This window comes from Tetragenococcus muriaticus DSM 15685 (assembly GCF_000423785.1).
GTDB lineage: Bacteria > Bacillota > Bacilli > Lactobacillales > Enterococcaceae > Tetragenococcus > Tetragenococcus muriaticus.
In genome coordinates this window covers 1-20,138 of record NZ_AUIQ01000039.1, presented here as the reverse complement: position 1 = coordinate 20,138, position 20,138 = coordinate 1, and the positions used below count along the sequence as shown (strand labels likewise).

The 20,138-nt window shown below is 36.0% G+C and carries 21 protein-coding genes and 1 pseudogene; 5 read left to right on the top strand and 17 right to left on the bottom strand.

From position 1 onward, the window contains the following. Positions 1-137 (bottom strand): annotated as a pseudogene (locus G577_RS12710) (IS1380 family transposase); the annotation flags it as partial. A 388-nt stretch (positions 138-525) separates the two neighbouring features. Between G577_RS12710 and G577_RS0106965 the strand changes: the two are divergent. Beyond that, positions 526-1,017: a DoxX family membrane protein gene (locus G577_RS0106965; RefSeq protein WP_028790602.1), complete on the top strand. Its 492-nt coding sequence runs from the start codon at positions 526-528 to the stop codon at positions 1,015-1,017. Positions 1,018-1,100: 83 nt separating this feature from the next. Here G577_RS0106965 and G577_RS0106960 read toward each other — a convergent pair whose 3' ends face one another. Together G577_RS0106960 and G577_RS0106955 are read right to left on the bottom strand one after the other, a co-directional pair. After that, complete coding sequence (locus G577_RS0106960; protein ID WP_028790601.1) at positions 1,101-1,355, bottom strand: hypothetical protein; 255 nt, start codon at positions 1,353-1,355, stop codon at positions 1,101-1,103. 204 nt (positions 1,356-1,559) lie between these two features. Continuing rightward, positions 1,560-2,972, bottom strand: a complete 1,413-nt coding sequence (locus G577_RS0106955) for a class II fumarate hydratase (RefSeq protein ID WP_028790600.1) — start codon at positions 2,970-2,972, stop codon at positions 1,560-1,562. 131 nt (positions 2,973-3,103) lie between these two features. Between G577_RS0106955 and G577_RS0106950 the strand changes: the two genes are divergently transcribed. Then, the gene (locus G577_RS0106950; RefSeq protein ID WP_028790599.1) at positions 3,104-3,589 is read left to right on the top strand and encodes an EF0163 family protein; all 486 of its coding nucleotides are present in this window, start codon (positions 3,104-3,106) and stop codon (positions 3,587-3,589) included. A gap of 87 nt (positions 3,590-3,676) precedes the next feature. Here the strand turns inward: G577_RS0106950 and G577_RS0106945 are convergent, their stop codons facing one another. The 9 genes from G577_RS0106945 to sufC form a co-directional block, all read right to left on the bottom strand. Then, the gene (locus tag G577_RS0106945) at positions 3,677-4,423 is read right to left on the bottom strand and encodes a 2-keto-4-pentenoate hydratase (protein WP_038027666.1); all 747 of its coding nucleotides are present in this window, start codon (positions 4,421-4,423) and stop codon (positions 3,677-3,679) included. A gap of 18 nt (positions 4,424-4,441) precedes the next feature. Then, positions 4,442-5,383 (bottom strand): L-lactate dehydrogenase, encoded by a 942-nt coding sequence (locus tag G577_RS0106940; protein WP_028790597.1) that lies wholly within the window; start codon positions 5,381-5,383, stop codon positions 4,442-4,444. 110 nt (positions 5,384-5,493) lie between these two features. Continuing rightward, positions 5,494-6,522: a branched-chain amino acid aminotransferase gene (locus G577_RS0106935; RefSeq protein WP_028790596.1), complete on the bottom strand. Its 1,029-nt coding sequence runs from the start codon at positions 6,520-6,522 to the stop codon at positions 5,494-5,496. 386 nt (positions 6,523-6,908) lie between these two features. Next, complete coding sequence (locus G577_RS11190; protein ID WP_051176699.1) at positions 6,909-7,643, bottom strand: hypothetical protein; 735 nt, start codon at positions 7,641-7,643, stop codon at positions 6,909-6,911. A gap of 269 nt (positions 7,644-7,912) precedes the next feature. Beyond that, positions 7,913-8,614: an NAD-dependent protein deacylase gene (locus G577_RS0106925; RefSeq protein WP_028790595.1), complete on the bottom strand. Its 702-nt coding sequence runs from the start codon at positions 8,612-8,614 to the stop codon at positions 7,913-7,915. A 112-nt stretch (positions 8,615-8,726) separates the two neighbouring features. After that, the gene (gene sufU / locus G577_RS0106920) at positions 8,727-9,167 is read right to left on the bottom strand and encodes a Fe-S cluster assembly sulfur transfer protein SufU (protein WP_028790594.1); all 441 of its coding nucleotides are present in this window, start codon (positions 9,165-9,167) and stop codon (positions 8,727-8,729) included. Beyond that, the gene (locus G577_RS0106915) at positions 9,154-10,389 is read right to left on the bottom strand and encodes a cysteine desulfurase (protein ID WP_028790593.1); all 1,236 of its coding nucleotides are present in this window, start codon (positions 10,387-10,389) and stop codon (positions 9,154-9,156) included. Before G577_RS0106915 ends, sufU begins: the two co-directional genes overlap by 14 nt. After that, positions 10,386-11,675 carry a Fe-S cluster assembly protein SufD gene (gene sufD / locus G577_RS0106910; RefSeq protein WP_038025620.1) on the bottom strand — a complete coding sequence of 430 codons (1,290 nt, stop codon included), beginning with the start codon at positions 11,673-11,675 and terminating at the stop codon, positions 10,386-10,388. Before sufD ends, G577_RS0106915 begins: the two co-directional genes overlap by 4 nt. 16 nt (positions 11,676-11,691) lie before the next feature. Further along, positions 11,692-12,465 (bottom strand): Fe-S cluster assembly ATPase SufC, encoded by a 774-nt coding sequence (sufC, locus tag G577_RS0106905; protein ID WP_028790591.1) that lies wholly within the window; start codon positions 12,463-12,465, stop codon positions 11,692-11,694. A 179-nt stretch (positions 12,466-12,644) separates the two neighbouring features. On the opposite strand from sufC, the gene G577_RS0106900 reads away from it, so the two are divergent. Further along, entirely contained in the window at positions 12,645-13,103 is a 459-nt protein-coding gene (locus G577_RS0106900) for a GNAT family N-acetyltransferase (protein ID WP_028790590.1), read from the top strand. A gap of 157 nt (positions 13,104-13,260) precedes the next feature. Here G577_RS0106900 and G577_RS0106895 read toward each other — a convergent pair whose 3' ends face one another. The 3 genes from G577_RS0106895 to rpsO all read right to left on the bottom strand — a co-directional run bounded on the left by G577_RS0106895 (position 13,261) and on the right by rpsO (position 16,410). Then, a complete protein-coding gene (locus G577_RS0106895) occupies positions 13,261-13,671 on the bottom strand; it encodes a hypothetical protein (RefSeq protein ID WP_028790589.1) in 411 nt (136 codons plus the stop codon). Positions 13,672-13,809: 138 nt separating this feature from the next. Next, the gene (pnp, locus tag G577_RS0106890) at positions 13,810-15,954 is read right to left on the bottom strand and encodes a polyribonucleotide nucleotidyltransferase (protein ID WP_028790588.1); all 2,145 of its coding nucleotides are present in this window, start codon (positions 15,952-15,954) and stop codon (positions 13,810-13,812) included. Between the two features lie 186 nt (positions 15,955-16,140). Beyond that, a complete protein-coding gene (gene rpsO, locus G577_RS0106885; RefSeq protein ID WP_028790587.1) occupies positions 16,141-16,410 on the bottom strand; it encodes a 30S ribosomal protein S15 in 270 nt (89 codons plus the stop codon). A 272-nt stretch (positions 16,411-16,682) separates the two neighbouring features. Here rpsO and G577_RS0106880 point away from each other — a divergent pair, with 272 nt between their 5' ends. After that, positions 16,683-16,973 carry a rhodanese-like domain-containing protein gene (locus G577_RS0106880; protein ID WP_028790586.1) on the top strand — a complete coding sequence of 97 codons (291 nt, stop codon included), beginning with the start codon at positions 16,683-16,685 and terminating at the stop codon, positions 16,971-16,973. Positions 16,974-17,073: 100 nt separating this feature from the next. Here G577_RS0106880 and G577_RS0106875 read toward each other — a convergent pair whose 3' ends face one another. Next, entirely contained in the window at positions 17,074-18,249 is a 1,176-nt protein-coding gene (locus G577_RS0106875) for an AI-2E family transporter (RefSeq protein ID WP_028790585.1), read from the bottom strand. A 15-nt stretch (positions 18,250-18,264) separates the two neighbouring features. Continuing rightward, positions 18,265-18,615: a PTS glucitol/sorbitol transporter subunit IIA gene (locus G577_RS0106870; RefSeq protein ID WP_028790584.1), complete on the bottom strand. Its 351-nt coding sequence runs from the start codon at positions 18,613-18,615 to the stop codon at positions 18,265-18,267. Between the two features lie 169 nt (positions 18,616-18,784). Here G577_RS0106870 and G577_RS0106865 point away from each other — a divergent pair, with 169 nt between their 5' ends. Continuing rightward, positions 18,785-19,804 (top strand): lactonase family protein, encoded by a 1,020-nt coding sequence (locus tag G577_RS0106865; RefSeq protein ID WP_028790583.1) that lies wholly within the window; start codon positions 18,785-18,787, stop codon positions 19,802-19,804. The last annotated feature ends 334 nt before the right edge of the window (positions 19,805-20,138 follow it).

The following is a 20,138-nucleotide window of genomic DNA, read 5'->3' as shown; positions in this document are numbered from 1 at the left end:
TCAAAATGAATTTGTTTTAAAAATTCAGCGACCAAGATAAGCCCCGCATCATTGGTTAAGCTTCCGCCATCGTTGGCGACCGTGATTTCTTTTTGGGCATTGAATGTGAGCGATTTTTGTTGTAAAGTGAAAGACATAAGAACGCACTCCTTTTGTGTTTATTGTTGTTTTTATCGACTTTACAATAACATAGAGTGCGTTCTTTTTGTACACCTAGAAGGTGTGGAAACAGTTTTTTAGAAAAAAGGTCATGCCAAGGGTTAAACGGCCCTTGGCAAAATTTAGAAATCATTCAGGTTAACTATGCAAAGAAAAGACCATAGAAAAAACAACCGGAGCGAAATCTCTTCTTTTTGACAGGCGATAAGTGTTTTCTTAGTTTGTATATTGTAAACCACTTACTATTTGACAGTAAACGACAAAAAAGGTACGATAATATAAATTTACTTCCCCCCATTTTGTTGTCGTAATGACAATTTTATTGGATGTAAACAACACCCTTAAAAAATGAGAGGAGCAACTTTTATGGTAATATGGCTAAGGACTTCAAAAATTGCGATGTGGATTGTAACCATCTTACGTATCTATTTAGGTTTTCGATGGACAATTTCTGGCTGGACAAAAATAGTTGGTCCGTTTAGCGCTCAAGATATGCTTCACGGAGCAGTCGAAAACCCTGTGTTAGATGATACAGGAAGCAACGCTTATCCTTGGTATACAGAATTTTTGGACCGATTTGTAATTTCTAATATTAAATTATTTGATTTTATCGTCCCCTGGGGTGAATTACTAGTCGGTTTAGGGCTAATATTTGGTACATTAACTACTGCTGCAGCCTTTTTTGGCTTACTGATGAATTTCAGTTATTTATTAGCAGGCACTGTTTCTATCAACCCTTCATTTATTCTTATCCAATTTTTTATTTTAGTGGCTGGCTTTAATGCTGGTAAAATCGGACTTGATTCTTGGGTTGTCCCTTTTCTAAGAAAGAAACTTCCTTTTTTAAAAAGGAGTTAGCTATAAAGAAGCTTTATAACGAGAAAAAAGCTGGAGGGTGCATAAAAGACACCCTCCAGCTTCTTATATATTACCTTTTTGTCTTACATACCCATATATGGAAGTATCGACGTAGCCATCGATAAGATAAATACAACGACAGCTACAATTAACCAAAACCAAACGCCTGTAAAGAAAGCTCCAGCTTTTGTTTTTACTGTTTCTTTTTCTTTTTCTTTTGTATCATTAATTGCATGTCTTACGGCTAAACGAATAATTGCGTATATTCCAGCCGCTAAAGCTACATAAGTCAATATCGGTGAAAGCATCGACATTATCCCCATACCTGTTGACATCATAAAATCACTCTTCTTTCTTATCTAATAATGAAAATTCCAGCAGAGAAAAACTTTTCTTTTACTCTGTTGGAATAGTTTTTTCAGGCCACCTCTGTTTATAAAGTAACCAGCTAACTCCTTCTTTGAAAATAACACAAAAAGTTACGAAAATGCAACTAATCTTAAGCAACCTTTAAATTCAAACTTCATTTATGCCAAAATAAATCAACCATCCGTTTGTTTACTTTTTGTCATCGCTAGCGGATCCACCCAAGCTTCATATTCTTGAGAGCTAACTTTTCCTGAAGCTAGCGCTGCTTCTTTTAATGTAGTTCCTTTTCTTTCAGCTTTTTTAGCAATCTTAGCACTTTCTTCATAGCCAATATGAGGTGTAAGAGCAGTCACTAGCATTAAGGATTGATCAAGTTGTCCTTTCATATAGTCTTTATTCGCCTTTAACCCTTGTAAAAATTTTTCAGTAAAAGAAGAAATAGTTCCTGCCAATAAATCAGCAGACTCTAAAAATGCCGCGATTAAAACGGGCTTATAAACGTTCATTTCAAAGTTTCCTTGGCTAGCAGCAAATCCAATTGTCACATCATTGCCTACAACACGAGTAACAGCCATGGTTAAAGCTTCTGTTTGAGTTGGATTAACCTTTCCAGGCATGATAGAAGAGCCTGGTTCATTTGCTGGAATAGTTAATTCACCATAACCTGCTCGCGGTCCAGAAGCTAAAAAGCGTAGATCATTAGCGATTTTCATCAAGTCTTCAGCTAATGTTTTTAAGCTTCCATGCATCGCATTTAATTGTGAATGAGCAGCTAAACTATAAAATTTATTCGTATTTGCTGTAAAGTTTTCCTGATAGATTGTATTTAATTTAGTTGTGATTAATTCTGCTAACTCAGGATGAGCATTTAGCCCCGTTCCTACAGCTGTTGCTCCAATAGCTAATTCACGCAAATGCGGTTTCTTTTCTTCAATAAATTGCAAGTCGTGTTTCACCATGCTTTGGTAACCAGATAGTTCTTGTCCGAAGGTAATTGGCGTTGCATCTTGTAAATGGGTGCGACCTACTTTTACAGTATGCCAGTACTTTTCCTTTTTTTCTTCTAATACCTGAATCATATATTTGCAAGCTTCTTCTACTTTATTGATTGCTTGTAATGCTGCAATATTCATTGCAGTAGGGAAAACATCATTAGAACTTTGGCCTTTATTTACATCATCATTAGGAGAAATTGCAAGTAGAGGATTCTTATTATTAGCTAAGTAAGTAATTACTTCGTTGACATTCATATTTGTTTGAGTCCCTGACCCCGTCTGATAAACAACCAGAGGAAAATGAACACGTAGCTGTTCATCGGACAATTCATTTAATCTTTCAATAGCTGCTATAATAGCTAATGCCTTATTTTCTGCCAATTCATCTAACTCAGCATTTGCTTGAGCCGCAGTTTTTTTCACTTGTAAAAGCGCTTTAATAATTACTAGCGGCATTTTTTCACCAGTAGTAAAGTTACGGCGACTACGCTCGGTTTGTGCGCCCCACCATACATCTGCATTAACTTCAACCGGGCCTATAGAGTCGGTTTCTATCCTTACATTCCTTTGTTGATTTTTCATCATTTTCATTCTCTCTTTATATTCTTTTATATATTTTTATATTAGCACTCGCTTCTTTTTTTGTAAAAATTTATTACCATAAACAAAAAGAGATTGCTATAATAGAGTTAACAAGAGCTCTAAAAGGAAGGAAGGAGACTATGAAAAAAGCTCATATTTTACTATGGATTGCCGGAATCATTCTTTTTGTTATTAGTGTTTTATATCTACTGCATTTAAGCCAACGTGATGATGATTTTTTCTTAGAAGAAACCTCTGAAATTCCAACCGAAGTATCGACAACAGCAAATTCTACTGAGCAGACAACTTCTCCACAGACCCTGTTAGAAAATTTTGGCGAAAATTGGTTAAACTTTTCCAATATTGAAGAAAGAAACCAACAAGTTAAAAAATATATGACAAAAGAAGCCTTCGAAAGTGATCAATTAGATACTGATACAACAGAAGACCGCACAAGTACTGGTGCGGTGAAATCTATCACCCAAGACATCGAAGACCCACAAAAATACATCATACTTGGGGAAGAAACGACACAAGAAAAAACTAGAGAAGTTATATTAGAAATCCGTTTAACGGACGAAGCTTCCCCTGAAATTGAACATTTTGAATCTAATTACAAAGAATAGTATTTTAGTTGTTAAATGTCTTTAAAAGAAAAATGAGTGTTAATTCAAAAGATATTTGAATTAGCACTCAAAATAATTGCTGATTTTTTAATCCGTTACTTTTAAATGAACATTACCTACATGTTCAAATTCAGCTTTATAGTCTCCTCTTTGTAAGGGTTCAGGTAACACGAAGGTTCCTGAAGAAACAAACTGTCCTGCTTTTAATTTCTTTCCATGTTTTTCTAACTCTTTAGCCAACCATAAAACAGCTTTAGCTGGATGTCCTAACACTTCCGTTGAAGGCCCTTCTTTTACAAATTTATCGTTTAAAGCCAATGTTGCTTTAATAGCGGCAACATCTGAGTAAGCTAATTTTTGCGGATTACCTATAACAATTGCCCCATTCACTGCACCGTCAGCTATAACTTCATATAAAGATGCTTTAGGAAACCAATCTTTATAACGACCATCAGGAACCTCAATTCCCGGAGCTACGCGGCATTTTTCAAATACTTTCTCTGGTGAATCACTGCCAAATACTGGTTCATCCATTAAAAAAACCAACTCTAATTCCAACAGAGGCTGATTATATTCTTTTAAAGAAACCGTATCTTTCATAGTAATATCTGTCATTCCACCATATAAAGGCGAGTCACTAGCAAAAAGATCTTGTGTTTCTTGGCTTGTCAAGCTGATTTTGTAGCCTGCAAGTTTTTCTCCATCTTGTGCTTTTAAGTTTAAAACTTCATCTTGCACTTGATAGGCTGCTGTTTTTGTTGAAAACTCCAGCTCACCTAAATTTAAAGGCGCATTTTCTTTATAAGCTTGGTAAAGCCAATTGGCATTTGTCATTGGCATCTCTCCTAAAGTTCAATTTATTTGTAAATCAGTCTTTGTCTCTTCAAATTTTGCTTGGATATATTGTGCCGATTGAGCAAGTTTTTGCTCTTCTTCTTCAGTTAAATCGAGTTGCAGACTTTTTATAATACCATTTTTTCCAACAATCGCAGGGTAAGAAAGATAAGTATTATACTCATAACGGAAGTTTGAAACAGGCAATTCTGCTCTAGCATCGTTTATTATTAGGCTGGCTAGGCGTACTGCAGCTGTAGCAATCCCATAGTTTGTATAGTTTTTTCCGTGCAGTACAGTAAATCCCCCTGCACGTGCGATCTCATCTAGCTCAGCAAAGTCAACTGTCTGCTCTTTTGCAATTTCATTTATTGATTTACCTAAAACAGTCACAGTGGACCAAGCGGTAAATTGCGAATTTCCATGTTCGCCTAAATTATACCCACCTACAGAACGTGGATCTATGTTAAATACTTTACCAACTGCCCGTTTCATACGTGCCGAATCAAGTAAGGTTCCTGTGCCAATTACTTGATTTTTGGGCAATTCTGTTAATTCTTGATAGATTAAAGTAATGACGTCACATGGATTTGTAATAACCACTAACACACCATTAAAACCAGATTCTTTAATTTTTAGTGCAACGTTAGCAGCTTGTTTACTTGTAAAAGATAATTCAACGAAGCGATCGTTATTAGTATTATTTTGCAACATTTGGATATTTCCTATAGCTGAAATGACAACATCCGCATCTTTTAGCGCCGCGTAATCATTTACAGTTAAATTTACGTGAAAAGACGCATTCGCCATGGCATCGGCAAAATCTAAAGCATCTGCATTTACTTTAGCCTCGTTGGTATCAATTAATACCAAATCATCGGCTAGTCCTTTGGCGATAATATCATGAGCAACGGTAGAACCAACATTGCCCATACCAATCACACCTATTTTTCGAGTCATTTGTTCACTCCTTATCATTACCAATCCTTAAACTTTGTCTGTATACTTTTTAGTAAAAAGGAGACCGATTTTATAAAGTACCATTGGTTTTCTTTTCCTATCCATTTTATTTAAACCTCAACTTTTTGAATCCAACCTTCTGGCGCTGGCTGATCTCCTAGTTGTATTCCTACAAGTTCATCATAGAGTGCTTGTGTTTTAGGGCCAACTTCTGTTTCATTATTAAAAGTATATTTTTTCCCATGATAAGTTAAAGAACCAACCGGTGAAATAACTGCAGCAGTTCCCATAGAACCAGCTTCAACAAATTGGCCTAGACCCTCTACTGCAATCGTCGTTTCTTGAGGGTTTAATCCTTGTTTTTCAGCAATCTCAAATAATGATTGCTTCGTAATAGATGACAAAATCGAATTCGATTTAGGCGTTAAAAACTGCCCTTCTTTAGTAATTCCATAGAAATTAGCACCACCAAATTCATCGATATATTTATGTTCTCGTGGATCCAAGTACAAACAATCCGCATATCCTTCTTTTTTAGCTTGCACTGATGGGTATAAACTACCAGCGTAGTTTCCAGATGTTTTCACTTGCCCTGTTCCAGCAAAAGCAGCGCGATCAAAGTCACTGATGAGATAAGGAGCTGGAGTTAAACCTTGGACATAAGCACCAACCGGCGTAGCATATATACGAAAATGAAATTCCGATGAAGGTGCCACGCCCACAATAGGATCTGTTCCAATCATAAATGGACGCAAATACAATGATCCTCCTGTCCCATAGGGCGGAACAAATTCTTCATTTGCTCGAACTACCTCTTTGACTGCTTCTATAAATTTGTCAGCAGGGTAAGGTTCCATCACCATCCTCTTTGCTGAATTTTCGAATCGTTTGGCATTCATTTCTGGTCGAAAAAGGTTAATACTTCCATCTTTTTGCCGATATGCCTTCAATCCTTCAAAAATTTCTTGGCCATAATGGAGTACTTCTGCCGCTTCAGAAAGATACATTGTTGCATCTGTCGTTAGTTCCCCTTCTTGCCATTCTCCATCCTTAAATTCTGCTTTAAAACGATAAGGCAAGTCCCTATAAAGGAAACCTAAATTTTTCCAATCTAAATCTTCTACTCTTTGTTTTGCCATATAAAAACTCCTTCTCAACTAAAATAAAAACTTTCCAACAACGAAAAACACCCCACAAAGCTTTCGCTTTATAGGGCGTTTCCACAGTACAGAACCATCTCTTGGTTTTGACTTTTGGTCAAACTCTTAATCTACAGCTAAACTTGTTCAAGAGATATAAGCCCTTTTTTAATATAAGTAATAAAAATTGTTTATTTTTACCATGCCGGGTGATTAAATTCAAAAGCGATAAAGTCTTTTCTGAGTAATTTATGCTTCATATACGTCTCATTCCCGTGTTTTCGTCGTTTATTTACTGAATAATCTAACTCTTCTGACAAAATAAGTCAACCTTTTTCTAAAAATTTTCAAAATTTAGAAAATAATACACTAATCAATAATAAAACCTAAACGGAAAGTAGATTTTGAACTTTTTGATAGAAATCTTGTCCATAGTAATAAATTATGAATTGTTTCCAATTAATGATTGTTGGCTCTTTTTTCAACATGGGTTGAACCCATTGATTTGTCGGTAAAAGTTTTAGCAAATGATGTCTTGAAAACTGGGAAAACAACAAATTCTCTCCGTATAATTTAGCCAATTGTTTATGAAAGTCATGATTTTGTACTGATAAAAGGAAAGAATTTACATTATTTCGGTTTGTTAAAAACAACTCTGCTTTCATAAAATCAACTTGTAAGTCCAATGGTCTCTTTTTAAACGCAGCAAAAATTTCTTCTGGTAAACGAACCGCCCACACTAAGCCTTTTTTCTGACACTTATCTAGCAGGTATAAAACTGCTATATCTTTTTTTGTCAGTTGATACCAATTTTTTGCGTTTTCTTCAGAGAGAATTTGTTTTTGTATTTTCTCAGACAAACGGATTAAATCTGCAGGAGAACCTAAATCAAGAGAAACTTGCTGGGCATGTTTCAGCCATAGAGAATGATCTGCTAACCGTAGCGTCATCCAATAATTCTGTCCTTGATTTCCTGTTTGATAGAGTAAGGTATAAACACTCATATCTGTTTTTGAAATATTATAAGCAAATAAGCTTATAAAAGAAGGTAATTCTTTTTTTAAAATCATAATCATTTGTCTTTGCCCTAATGTGCGAACCTTTTCTTGATCTAGCTGCATCGCAGAAAAACCCTTTCTGTTTTTTATCAAAATTGGGATAATTTGAACTTTCCAGGATAAAGCCTAGCGAATTATTTCTCTCATATTTCTCAACAAAAGATAAAATTGAATGAATCCATACTTATAAACTCTCTTTTATCCAAATATAAGAAGATAAAAGCACACTCTCTAAGTGTTGAGAGCGTGCTTTATGCTTTCTTTGTGTGCCCCTTTCCTCCTTTTTGAAAGTAAAGATCCTTTTTTACTAGCAAAAAGGAATGAGGGGAATGTTAAACTTCAACTTGTTCAAATTCTTTGACTGCGTCTCCTGTGATCATTTTTCCTTGCGGCGGAAGTGTAATTGCGTCACGGTTAACAGCCACCATTTTCGTATCAGGACTAGCGTATTGAATCAGGCTCGCAAAAGGATAAACAACAAAAGAAGTCCCCACTACCACAAGCAAGTCTGCTTGACTGATTGCTGTAACAGCTTTTTCAACCTTTTGTGTATCAATTGCTTCTTCATATAAAACGATATCTGTACGTAAAATACCTCCACAATCTTTGTGGTACATACTTGTTAAATAGTCCTCCAACGAAACGGTGTGACCACATTTTTGACAATAAATATAATGAATATTCCCATGAAATTCAACCAAATGTTGCGCATTAACCCCAGCTGCAAGATGTAAGCCATCTACATTTTGAGTGATAATATCTGCTTTATTATTACGAGTCAATGCCGCCATTTTCTCATGGATAATATTTGGTTTGGCCTCAGGATGAATCATATTATTTTTAACAAATTCATAATGCTTTTCGGGTTCATTAACCAAACAATTGTGGCTTAATAAATACTCTGGGGACCCACCTGTAGAGTATAGCCCATTCTTTGAACGATAATCGGGAATCCCTGAAGCTGTCGAAACGCCGGCTCCAGTCAAAAATACGATTTTTTGTGCTGCATGTAATAGTTCATTTAATTCGCTCATATTCTCTCCTCCTAAGCATCATTACAAAGCTTTTTTCTTAAACATTTATCTTCTAATAATTTTTGTTAAAAATACGTTTGAAACATCTCCTTTTACAACCCCCCTGCTCTATCTATTTTTGAGCAGAATCTACTATCCCTTTTTTTAAAGCTTCCCAAGGTAGTGTAGCACATTTAATTCTAGCGGGAAATTTAGAAACACCACGAAGTATCTCAGCATCTCCCAATTCTTCAACATCTGTTACTTCTTTTCCTTGCACTAATAAAGAAAACTCTTCTGCTAAAGTGAGTGCTTTTTCAACGGTCTTTCCTTTGACAATTTCAGTCATCATGGAAGCACTCGCTGTTGAAATCGAACATCCATGCCCGGAGAAAGCAATTTTTTCAATTGTGCCATCTTGCAGTTGCAATTCCAAGTGGATGACATCTCCGCAAGTTGGGTTATTCAATTCTGTAGATTCACTAAAATTTTCTAACGTCCCATGGTTATGTGGATGACTTGAATGATCCAAAATGATTTGTCGATATAAATTTTCTAACTTAGAAAGAGCCATAATTAAAAAACTCCTTTGTTTCTTTGATAGCCTCAATTAAATGGTCGGCGTCGTCTTTTGTATTATATAAATAAAAACTTGCTCGCGCAGTTGCCACCGTATCTAAATATTTTAAAAGGGGCTGGGCACAATGATGGCCAGCTCGAACTGCAACGCCTTGCATATCCAAAGCTGTAGTTAAATCATGTGGGTGCAGTCCATCTAAATTAAAAGCAATCACTCCTGTATGATCCAAGGGGTCAGAGGGGCCATAAACTGTTAAGCCATCTATTGCTTCTAATCGCGGCAAAACGTAATGGACTAGTTCTTTTTCATAACGGTAAACTTCGTCAAGGCCTAGCTTGTTTAAGTAATCAATTGCAAAGCCCAACCCAATCCCCCCAGCAATATTAGGTGTCCCTGCTTCAAATTTCCAAGGCAACTCAGCCCAAGTACTTTCTTGGAGGTTAACAAAATCAATCATTTCTCCACCAAACTCTACTGGCTCCATTTGTTCTAACCAGTATCGTTTCCCATACAAAACACCGATACCTGTAGGCCCAACCATCTTATGTCCAGAAAAAGCATAAAAATCTACATCTAGCGCTTTTACGTCAACTGGCATATGCGGAACTGCTTGTGCCCCATCTACAACTATAATCCCTTGATGCTTATGAGCTAATTCAGTCAGTTCAGTAATGGGGTTTATCACGCCTAATACGTTAGAACCATGAGTAATAGCAACAATAGCCGTCTTTTCAGTAATTTGTCTATTAGCATCTTCCATATCTAAAAAACCATCTTCAGTTAAAGAAATATATTTTAAGACAGCTTTCTTTCTTTTCGCTAATTGTTGCCAAGCCACAATATTTGAATGATGTTCCATATAAGAAAGAACAATTTCATCTCCTTCATTGATGAAACGGTCTCCAAAACTTCTTGCCACCCAATTCAAGCCAGAAGTTGTTCCTTTAGTAAAGAGCACCTCGGCTATTTCTTTTGCATGAATAAACTGACGTATTTTTTCTCTTGCGGCTTCATACTTTTCAGTTGCTCGTTGTGCTAAAGTATGAACACCACGATGAACATTTGCATGATCTTTATGGTAGTATGTCTCCATTGTTTGTAAAACAGATTCGGGCATTTGAGTAGTGGCGGCATTATCTAAATAAACCAGTGATTCTTCATTGACATTTTGCGCTAAAATTGGAAAATCTTGGCGTAGTTTTTCACCATTTATCATGCATCTAGCTTCCTTTCAATAACACTAAGCAACTCTTTTTCCACTTCTTTTACTGGTATTTCTGTTAAAACTGAACTTAAAAAGCCCCGTATCACTAATCGTTCCGCTTCTTCTCTGGGTAAACCACGACTCATAAGATAATACATCTCTTCAGGGTCTACCCTTCCTACACTAGCCGCATGCCCAGCTGTAACTTCGTTTTCATCAATTAGTAGAATAGGGTTGGCATCCCCGCGTGCTTTATTAGAAAGCATTAAAACCCGGCTTTCTTGTTGAGCATCTGACCCTTTTGCTCCTTGTAAAATATGACCGATTCCATTAAAAGTTAGTCCAGCGCGATCTCGAATCACTCCATGCTGTAAGATATGTCCAATGGAATGCGTTGCTTGATTGGTTACGCGTGTATCAACCACTTGGTTTTGGCTTCCCGCACTAATAGCAACCGCTTTGACTTCTGCATGAGAACCCTTCCCCTCTAAAACAGAATCAAAATCTGCAATAACGTCTCCTTCATTCATAACGCCCACTGCCCAATCAATCGAAGCATTCTCGAATAAATACCCGCGACGTTTGATATAACAAGTAAGATTTTTTCCCAATTGGTCTATCCCAGAAAACTTAATTTTAGCTTCTGAATTAGCTATCACCTCTACGATAATATTCCCTGAGACCTTTTTATCCGAATTTCCCTTAGTTATAAATCGTTCAAGATAACTAATCTCACTATTTTCTTCTGCTACAATTAACACATGTTTAAAAAAGTGGTCAGACAACTCCGCATTATGATAAAAAATAGCTTCAATTGGTTGCTCAATTACGACATTTTTAGGAACGTATAAAAACAAGCCTCCATTCATAAAAGCGGCATGCGCAGCTGTCACCTTATCCTCATCAGTGCGAACGGACATCGTCATATAAAATTTATTTACTAAATCAGGGTATTTTTGCATCGCAGTAAATATATCTGTAAAAATCACCCCTTTAGCTGCTAATTCTTGTGAAAGAGATTCAAAAATAACCTTATCATCTTGTTGGACAAGAATGGGCCCTTCACTATTTTTAGTAAAAGAAGGAATGTTTGCGCTTTCTGTTCTTTCAGTCAAATTCGTTTCATCAATATTGAACAATGGCCAATGATCATAACGTACTCGTTCAATCCTACGTAATTTTAATCCATCGGCTTTTTTTAGTGCATATTGACGCTTTTTTTGCATCCAGCTAGGTTCGTTTTTATAAGAAGAAAAAGCATTAACTGCATCAAGATAATTTATTAGTTGATTTTCCATGATCTCTGATACCTCCTTACGCTTTTTCTTCTCTATAATCAATTCCCAACTCTTTGCTAATACCCGCGTATCCTTCGTTTTCTAACCGTTTTGCTAATTCTGCATCGCCAGTTAGAACAATACGCCCCTCCATCATAATGTGAACGACATCAGGAGTAATGTAATTTAATAAACGCTGGTAGTGGGTAATAATCAATCCCCCAAAACCTTCTTCCCGCATAGCGTTTATTCCTTTAGCCACTACTTTTAACGCGTCAATATCAAGCCCTGAATCAATCTCGTCTAAAACAGCAAAGATTGGTTTTAACATTAATAATTGCAAAATTTCATTTCTCTTTTTCTCTCCACCAGAAAACCCTTCATTTAAGTAACGTTCAGCCATTTCTTCTGGCATATTTAATAATTCCATTTTTTGATCTAACTCTTTAATAAATTGCATTACCGAAATTTGCTGGCTTTCTGTTCTTTTAGCGTTGATGGAAGCACGCATAAACTCTGCATTTGTAATTCCAGGTATTTCACTTGGGTATTGCATAGCAGTAAATAAACCTAAACGTGCGCGTTCGTCCACTTCTAACTCTAAAATATTTTGTCCATCATATAAAACTTCTCCTTGCGTTACTTCATAATTAGGATTTCCCATGATAGCTGCTGATAAAGTGGACTTCCCTGTTCCATTAGGCCCCATCACTGCATGAATCTCGTCCGTATTAAGGGTGAGATTTACCCCTTTTAAAATTTCTTTATCTTCGATGGCTACGTGTAAATCTTTAATTTCTAAAACGGCCATTGGTCTTTCCTCCAGCTTCTTTTGTATTCTCATTCATTGTAGACCAATTGAGAATAAAGTTCAATAATTAACAAGATGCTACTTAAATCGTGTTATTCAAATTTTCATAAAATTGAGTAAATAACTTAGAAAACTAGGTATCATTTGTTATACTTTAGATAAAAGAGGAGGCGATTTCAATGAGATATCATTTGGAACCGATCACGCAAAATAATTGGCGCAAAATCATTCGTTTAGCAGTAGCACCTAGTCAAAAAGACCTGATTGAAGATAATACTGAATCTCTTTTGGAAGCTGCTTATGACTCATCTTATCATTGGACGCCAATTGCTTTGTGTGTAGACAACCGTATTGTTGGATTTGCCATGATCGGAGCTGAAGACAAACAAAACAAAACGATTTTATTTGATCGTTTCATGATTGACCAAAATGAACAAAAGCAAGGTTATGGCCACGCTCTTTTTCAAGCAGTGTTAACTTATTTAGAAGATCGCTTTAAAGTAGAGCATATTTATATTCGTGTTCATCAAAAAAATGAGCAAGCAATCTCTTTTTACGAGTCCTTCCATTTTGCTCTAACCGGAGAAAAAGACCCGAAAACTGGAAAAAAATTAATGTGGCGTAAAGTCGGTCCATAAAAGAGGGCTGCAATATCAGTAAAATCAAGAAAAAATAGCCAGACGATATTGGATGAAATTTGTTACTCGTTGCGGATCTGCAATGAGTAACCGCAGGTACAATTTCTCTATCGTTTGGCTATTTTGTTATGAAAGGGACTTATGACAAAGACCCTTTTTATACTTTTTTTATAAATTGGTGATGACACTGAGAACAAGTAATCTTTACTTTTCCCTTTCCTTTAGGAGTACGTAGTGCCTTTTTACATTCTGGACAATGAAAATACGTATATAACTTACGGTATTGAAAAGCTTCTTTTCTTAATTTGAAAAAATTTTTTATTTTGTTTTGCCAACGTAGATACTTCCGGTTCTCATTTGAACGAACATAAATACGTTTAGAAAAAAAGCGATAGTAGACAATAACCAATAGCAATAAAGGAAGGAAGCCTAAAAGCGGGAGCGCTACAAAAATATCCAGTATAAATAATACTGCAGTTACAATAAGTAACATCTTATTTAATGGATCCAAAAATCCATACCGCCCTCGCATAAATTGAATTAATTTATTTTGCCAATTTGATCGCATGTATCATTCTCCTAATATATAATAATATAGATCATTTACTAAACAAGTCTAGGACTACAATTCATTCGTTTTTATCTCATTGTAAAAAACACCTTATAAGCAAACCACAGTCGCTTATAAGGCATTTCGAAATTTCACTTATTTTTTAGCGTTGTTACTCTCGCTTTTGTCATCTGATTCCTCATCTTTTAACATCGCTTTTCTAGAAAGATTGATACGCCCTTGTTTATCAATTTCTGTTACTTTAACAAGGACTTCATCACCCACATGAAGGACGTCCTCTACTTTATTGATTCTTTCGTTCGCTATTTGTGAAATATGAACTAGACCGTCTTTTCCTTTCGCGATATTGACAAAAGCACCAAATTTTTCAATTCGAACAACTTTTCCTGTGTAAACTTCTCCTACCTTTATTTCTTTGGTCAAATCTTTAATGATCGATGCAGCCTTTTGAATCATTTCTGCATCGGAAGAAGCAAGAGAGACATTGCCTTCTTGGTCAATATCAATTTTAACTCCTGTTTCATCAATGATACCGTTAATAACATCTCCACCTTTTCCGATAACATCCTTAATTTTTTCAGGATCGATCGAAATCATTTCAATTTTAGGAGCATAATCACTTAACTCTTCTCTTGGCTGAGCGATTGTTGTTGTTAATTCTTGTAAAATTTCCATCCGTGCTTGTTTAGCTTGAGCTAAAGCCTCACGTAAAATTTGTTCAGTAATTCCTTGAATTTTAATATCCATTTGTAAAGCAGTAATACCATCTTTGGTACCAGCAACTTTAAAGTCCATATCTCCCAAATGGTCTTCCATACCTTGAATATCAGTTAAGATTGTATAATTTTCACCATCTGAAACTAATCCCATAGCAATCCCAGCAACTGGAGCTTTAATTGGCACACCAGCATCCATTAAGGCAAGCGTTCCTGCACAAATACTTGCTTGAGAAGAAGAGCCATTGGATTCCAAAACTTCAGCTACCAAACGAATTGTATAAGGAAAGGTTTCCTCGCTTGGAATGATTTGTGATAATGCACGTTCACCTAAAGCACCATGGCCAATTTCTCGTCGGCCGGGAGAGCCAGCACGTCCTGTAGCCCCTACACTAAACTTAGGAAAGTTATAATGATGAATAAAACGTTTGGATTCTTCAACACCTAGACCATCAATCACTTGATGTTCTCCTAAGGGAGCTAAAGTACAAACAGATAAAGCTTGGGTTTGCCCACGAGTAAATAAACCTGAACCGTGGCTTCGAGGTAACAAACCAACTTCAGAAGAAAGAGAGCGAATTTCATCTACTTTCCTTCCATCTGGACGAATTTTATCGATAGTAATTAATTCACGTACAACATCTTTTTCAAGATCTTCAGCAATTTGGTCCACTTCTTGAGCCAAATACGTTGCTGTTTCATCTTCTAATTCAGCAATTTGTTCTGCATAAGCTTCTTTAACCGCCGTTTTCACATGTTCAATTTCATCTTCACGTGCTAATTTTTCTTCTGTCAAAACTGCTGTTTTCATTGTTTGATAATAAGCATCATAAATTGCTTTTTGCAATTCTTCATCCACTTGTAATAAAGAAATGTCCATTTTTTCTTTACCACAGCTTGCTTTAACTTCTTCTTCAAAAGCTACAATTTCTTGAATAGCAGAATGTCCAAACATCAAAGCACCTAGCATATCTGCCTCAGTAACTTCTTTTGCGCCTGATTCCACCATGTTAATCGCATCATCCGTACCAGCAACTGTTAAATCAATGTCTGATTGTTCATTTTGCTCTACAGTTGGATTTAAAATATATTCGCCATTGACACGTCCAACTTCTACTCCAGCTATAGGACCATCAAATGGGATATCCGAAATTGTTAAAGCTAAAGAAGAGCCAAGCATAGCTGCCATTGCCGGAGAACAATCTTGTTCTACGCTCATCACAGTGTTTGTTACTTGTACTTCATTGCGAAATCCTTCGGCAAACATTGGGCGAATAGGACGATCAATTAAACGAGCCGTCAATGTAGCATCAGTACTCGGGCGCCCTTCTCTTTTAATAAAGCCTCCAGGTATTTTTCCTATCGCATACATTTTTTCCTCATAGTTGATCGTTAATGGGAAAAAGTCCGCACCTTTTGCTTCTTTAGATGCTACCACAGCGCTCAATACTACCGTTTCGCCATAGCGAACCAAAACAGCCCCGTTAGCCTGTTTAGCAAGTTGGCCCACTTCTACTTGTAAAGAACGGCCTCCCCAAGTTGTTTCAAAAACTTGTTTTGTCATAATTTCTCCTTTTCCACTGTGCGCTCTGGCTGCTACTAAACAAATAAAAACATTGAATACTTCAGTGCTTTTATTTGGTTAGTAGTAAGCCAAGCCAACAGTCACAGTTTGTATTTTTTCTTTAATTATGGAAATACAGCAAAAAAGTGAGATCCGAAAAGAACCCCACTTTTCTTGTTCTGCTGATTAACGACGCAATCCTAAAGCTCGGATCAATTCACGGTAACGAGTGATATCTTTATTACGCAAATAAGCCAAAAGATTACGACGATGTCCGATTTTTTTCATCAAACCACGTCGTGAATGGTGATCTTTTTTATGTTCACGAAGATGTTCATTTAGCGCAGTGATATCTGCAGTCAACACAGCAATTTGAACTTCTGGTGATCCAGTATCTCCTTCATGACGCGCAAATTGGTCGATAATTTCGGTTTTGCGTTCTTGTGAAATTGCCATTTTCTTCACCTCTTTTTTCTTTATTCCTATGACTGAGTAAAACGTTGGTGATTCGCCAGACTAAGTCACAGGCTTGTGCCTATAAAAGACACAGGTATACTTTACTTGATTCTAGCAAAAAAAGCAAGTACAGCCAATAAATCTCTACTATTTTTTCTTTTTCATAAACTTTAAGAAAAGTTTCACTTTCCTTATATTCTAGATGATAAACTTGCAATTTTTTCTAAAAACACCTACAATCAAAACCATCCAAAAAAGAAATGAGGGATAATATGCACTCAATTACCATTCAAGACTTTCGTTTATTGCTTGAAGATTCTATTGCTATTTTGGACATCCGAGACAAGGGGGCTTATAAAGAAAACCACCTATCGCAAGCGATCTCTATGCCAACAACTAGTTTGCCTAATCGTTTAAATGAATTAAATAAAGATACAACTTATTATATTCTCAGCCATTCAGGACGTCGTTCTGAAATTATTGCTGAATTTTTAAACAATCACGGTTTTCAAGCAATTCATGTCATTGGCGGAATGAAAGCATTAAAAGAAGCCGCTGCTTAATAAATAAAAAACGCTGTAGTATGTAGTGACCCCCAAAAGTTAGATTTTTGGTCTAACTTTTTGGGGGGCCGGTTCAGTACACATAAACTACAGCGTTTTTTTATTTTTTTGGTTCATTTTCTCTACTACTTGCATCTTCATCATCAGTGTACACTCCAGAAATGGTCTTATACCAGTTAAAAATATTCGTAATAACTACTTTCAAGGCGGCATAAGCGGGCACACCTAAAACGACTCCGAAAAAGCCAAATAAATTTCCTGCAGTTAATAATACAAACAAAATTGTTACAGGGTGAATTGCCAACTGATTTCCTAAAACCAGCGGCGAAATTAAGCGACCTTCAATTAATTGTTCAATAGCAAATACGATAATCACTTGAATTAGCAACACAGGGCCACCTACAATTCCTAAAAAAATAGCTGGAATCATGGCCAAAAATGAACCGACATACGGAACTAGATTCAAAAAGCCAGCAATCACACCTAAGGTAATTGCGTAATCTAAGCCAATAATTGAAAATCCTACCATAAACAAAATTGCAACTGCAAATGCCACCGTTAATTGTCCTCGAATATAGGAAGAAACTTGCTGGTTCATCTCTTTTAAAACTCTTAAAGTAGGTTGTCGCATTTTCGTAGGTAGAAATTGAACAAAGTAAGGAGCGATTCTTTTCCCATCTTTTAGTAAATAAAATAAAATTACTGGCATCGTAACAATAGCTATAAATATAGAAGCAACAGCACCAAAAAAGTTGCCAATACTTTGTACGGTGGTTCTCGAAATATTTTGCACCATCTCTGTAACAGAAGACATAATTCTTTCACTAGAAATAGCAATTTGATCCTGTGCCCTATCAAAAACTGGATCAGAAAAAAAGTCATTCAGCGCATTTTCTGCTGTATTAATATAACCTGGCAAACGATCAACAAACATCGTTACTTGTTCACGTATTTCAGGAATAATGACAACAACTCCCCAAACTATTAAACCTGAAACTAAAATAAATAAGCCAATAATGCTGTAAATTCGTTGAATACCTCTTTTTTCAAAAAAGTTCACGATTGGATTTAATAAATAAAATAAGATCCCAGCTAGTATAATAGGTAAAGCAACAATGGCTAAAAACTGCCAAACAGGAAAAAAAAGATAGGAAACTTTAGTAAAAAGATTGATATTCACCAGAATCAAAAAAATGATTAACAATCCAGCGACAAATTTATTATCTAAAAACCATTTCCAAAACCAAGAAAATGATCGTTTTTCTTTTTTATCCATAAAAGCCTTCCTCCTCTAGCAATAAGTAATCGTCATTCCTGTAGAAATATCAGGCAATCTAGCCGGTGTTAGATAGATACTGCTAGTTAGTTTCTCCTGTGGCTGATCTGAAAAAACAAAGGATGTATGTTGAATCGTTTGTAAATTTTGATTAACCAAATGGCCTACATAAGTCACTTGATACTCTTGTTGCCCAAAAAAGACTTTGTCACCAACAGACAGCTCAATCTTTTCAGGACTATCAATAGATTGCACCACAGAGTAAGGTCGTAACCCTTCTGTCACATTTTCTCCAAAGAAAATAAGAATATTCTCTTCGTCATCTACAGCCTGTTCCCCTATTTGTAAAATTTTAGCCTTTTGCATATATCTTTTTCCCTCCTAGCATCCTCTTTATAATTGAAATTATACCACAATAATTCATTAGCCAAAGCGATGATGTTTTGTTTCCTTCACCTTTTCATAAACAAAAACAGGTTTTTTTCTGATTATTCTATGGTAAAATGAAAGAAGTTAAGGTACAAGGCGGAATCATATGATTGAAAAAATATTACTAGGAACTTATACCAGAGGAAAAAGTAGAGGAATCTACTCAGCTCAATTAGATACAGAAAATAAAAATTTGTCGGATTTGGCTCTCGTGGCACAAGAAACTAGCCCTACGTATTTAGCAAAAAGCAAAACCAATTACCTTTATAATGTAACCACTGTAGATGATAAGGGCGGGGTTGCTGCTTATGACCCTTCTTTTAACTACTTAAATGCAGTTACTGAAGAAGGAGCTCCTTTGTGTTACATTGCTGTTGATAATGATCGTCAACTCGTATACGGAGCCAACTATCATAAAGGCGAAGTAAATGTCTATCAAATTTTAGCTGATGGTTCACTAAAAGCAAGTGATGCTGTTTATCATGATGAGCCAACAGGACCTCATGAAAATCAGGATCACGCACACGCCCATTATGCAAACTTAACTCCTGACAACCGCTTGGCTGTTTGTGACTTAGGAACTGATCGCATTTACACTTATAATGTTTCTGATGAAGGAAAATTAACAGAAATTGCTGTATTTGAAGCTCCAGCTGGTACAGGCCCTCGCCATTTAACTTTTCATCCAAATGAAAAATATGCTTATCTTTTTGGTGAATTAGATAGTACAGTGACAATCTTGTCCTATGATAAAGCAAGCGGACAATTTAACCAAATAGGAAAGATATCGACACTACCAGAAGATTATCATGACTTTAATGGTGGCGCAGCGATCCGTATCACTTCAGATGGAAAATTCCTTTATGTTTCTAATCGGGGACATAATTCAATCACCGTCTTTACTGTGAATAATGATGGCGACAGTTTAAGCTTTCTTCAAAATATAGCAAGCAATGGGGACTTTCCTCGTGATTTTAATTTAGACCCAACAGAGCAATTTATTGTTTGCGGCCACCAAAAATCGGATAACCTTTCATTATTTGAACGTAATGAGCAAACAGGCGAACTAAAGCTCATCAGTAGCGACTTCTATGCTCCTGAATGTGTTTGTGTGTTGTTTGATTAAGTTTTAAAGTAAAGTTTAAAAACCAAGCGATTTTTATTTTTAGATAAAAAGTCGCTTGGTTCTTTTTTATGGGCTATGGGCGTCTTTAGCACACTACTTTTCACTTCTTATGTGCTTAATCATAAATAACCTCACTACTTTTGCATCCTTATGTGCTTATTTTGGCGAAATAATCCATTTTTGCAATGAATATTTCAGTTAAGCACATAAGTTTGACATTCTTATGTGCTTAAAAGAATCCTGAATGATTTCTAAATTTTTCCAAGGTCCGTTTAAACCTTGGCGTGATCTTTTTTCTAAAAAAACTGTTTCCGTACCTTCTGGGTGTACAAAA

Excerpts from the sequence above, each read along its gene's own strand:
- G577_RS0106965 (WP_028790602.1), top strand. The coding sequence starts at position 526 with ATGGTAATATGGCTAAGGACTTCAAAAATTGCGATGTGGATTGTAACC.
- G577_RS0106960 (WP_028790601.1), bottom strand. The coding sequence starts at position 1,355 with ATGATGTCAACAGGTATGGGGATAATGTCGATGCTTTCACCGATATTG.
- G577_RS0106955 (WP_028790600.1), bottom strand. The coding sequence starts at position 2,972 with ATGAAAATGATGAAAAATCAACAAAGGAATGTAAGGATAGAAACCGAC.
- G577_RS0106950 (WP_028790599.1), top strand. The coding sequence starts at position 3,104 with ATGAAAAAAGCTCATATTTTACTATGGATTGCCGGAATCATTCTTTTT.
- G577_RS0106945 (WP_038027666.1), bottom strand. The coding sequence starts at position 4,423 with ATGACAAATGCCAATTGGCTTTACCAAGCTTATAAAGAAAATGCGCCT.
- G577_RS0106940 (WP_028790597.1), bottom strand. The coding sequence starts at position 5,383 with ATGACTCGAAAAATAGGTGTGATTGGTATGGGCAATGTTGGTTCTACC.
- G577_RS0106935 (WP_028790596.1), bottom strand. The coding sequence starts at position 6,522 with ATGGCAAAACAAAGAGTAGAAGATTTAGATTGGAAAAATTTAGGTTTC.
- G577_RS11190 (WP_051176699.1), bottom strand. The coding sequence starts at position 7,643 with ATGCAGCTAGATCAAGAAAAGGTTCGCACATTAGGGCAAAGACAAATG.
- G577_RS0106925 (WP_028790595.1), bottom strand. The coding sequence starts at position 8,614 with ATGAGCGAATTAAATGAACTATTACATGCAGCACAAAAAATCGTATTT.
- sufU (WP_028790594.1), bottom strand. The coding sequence starts at position 9,167 with ATGGCTCTTTCTAAGTTAGAAAATTTATATCGACAAATCATTTTGGAT.
- G577_RS0106915 (WP_028790593.1), bottom strand. The coding sequence starts at position 10,389 with ATGATAAATGGTGAAAAACTACGCCAAGATTTTCCAATTTTAGCGCAA.
- sufD (WP_038025620.1), bottom strand. The coding sequence starts at position 11,675 with ATGGAAAATCAACTAATAAATTATCTTGATGCAGTTAATGCTTTTTCT.
- sufC (WP_028790591.1), bottom strand. The coding sequence starts at position 12,465 with ATGGCCGTTTTAGAAATTAAAGATTTACACGTAGCCATCGAAGATAAA.
- G577_RS0106900 (WP_028790590.1), top strand. The coding sequence starts at position 12,645 with ATGAGATATCATTTGGAACCGATCACGCAAAATAATTGGCGCAAAATC.
- G577_RS0106895 (WP_028790589.1), bottom strand. The coding sequence starts at position 13,671 with ATGCGATCAAATTGGCAAAATAAATTAATTCAATTTATGCGAGGGCGG.
- pnp (WP_028790588.1), bottom strand. The coding sequence starts at position 15,954 with ATGACAAAACAAGTTTTTGAAACAACTTGGGGAGGCCGTTCTTTACAA.
- rpsO (WP_028790587.1), bottom strand. The coding sequence starts at position 16,410 with ATGGCAATTTCACAAGAACGCAAAACCGAAATTATCGACCAATTTGCG.
- G577_RS0106880 (WP_028790586.1), top strand. The coding sequence starts at position 16,683 with ATGCACTCAATTACCATTCAAGACTTTCGTTTATTGCTTGAAGATTCT.
- G577_RS0106875 (WP_028790585.1), bottom strand. The coding sequence starts at position 18,249 with ATGGATAAAAAAGAAAAACGATCATTTTCTTGGTTTTGGAAATGGTTT.
- G577_RS0106870 (WP_028790584.1), bottom strand. The coding sequence starts at position 18,615 with ATGCAAAAGGCTAAAATTTTACAAATAGGGGAACAGGCTGTAGATGAC.
- G577_RS0106865 (WP_028790583.1), top strand. The coding sequence starts at position 18,785 with ATGATTGAAAAAATATTACTAGGAACTTATACCAGAGGAAAAAGTAGA.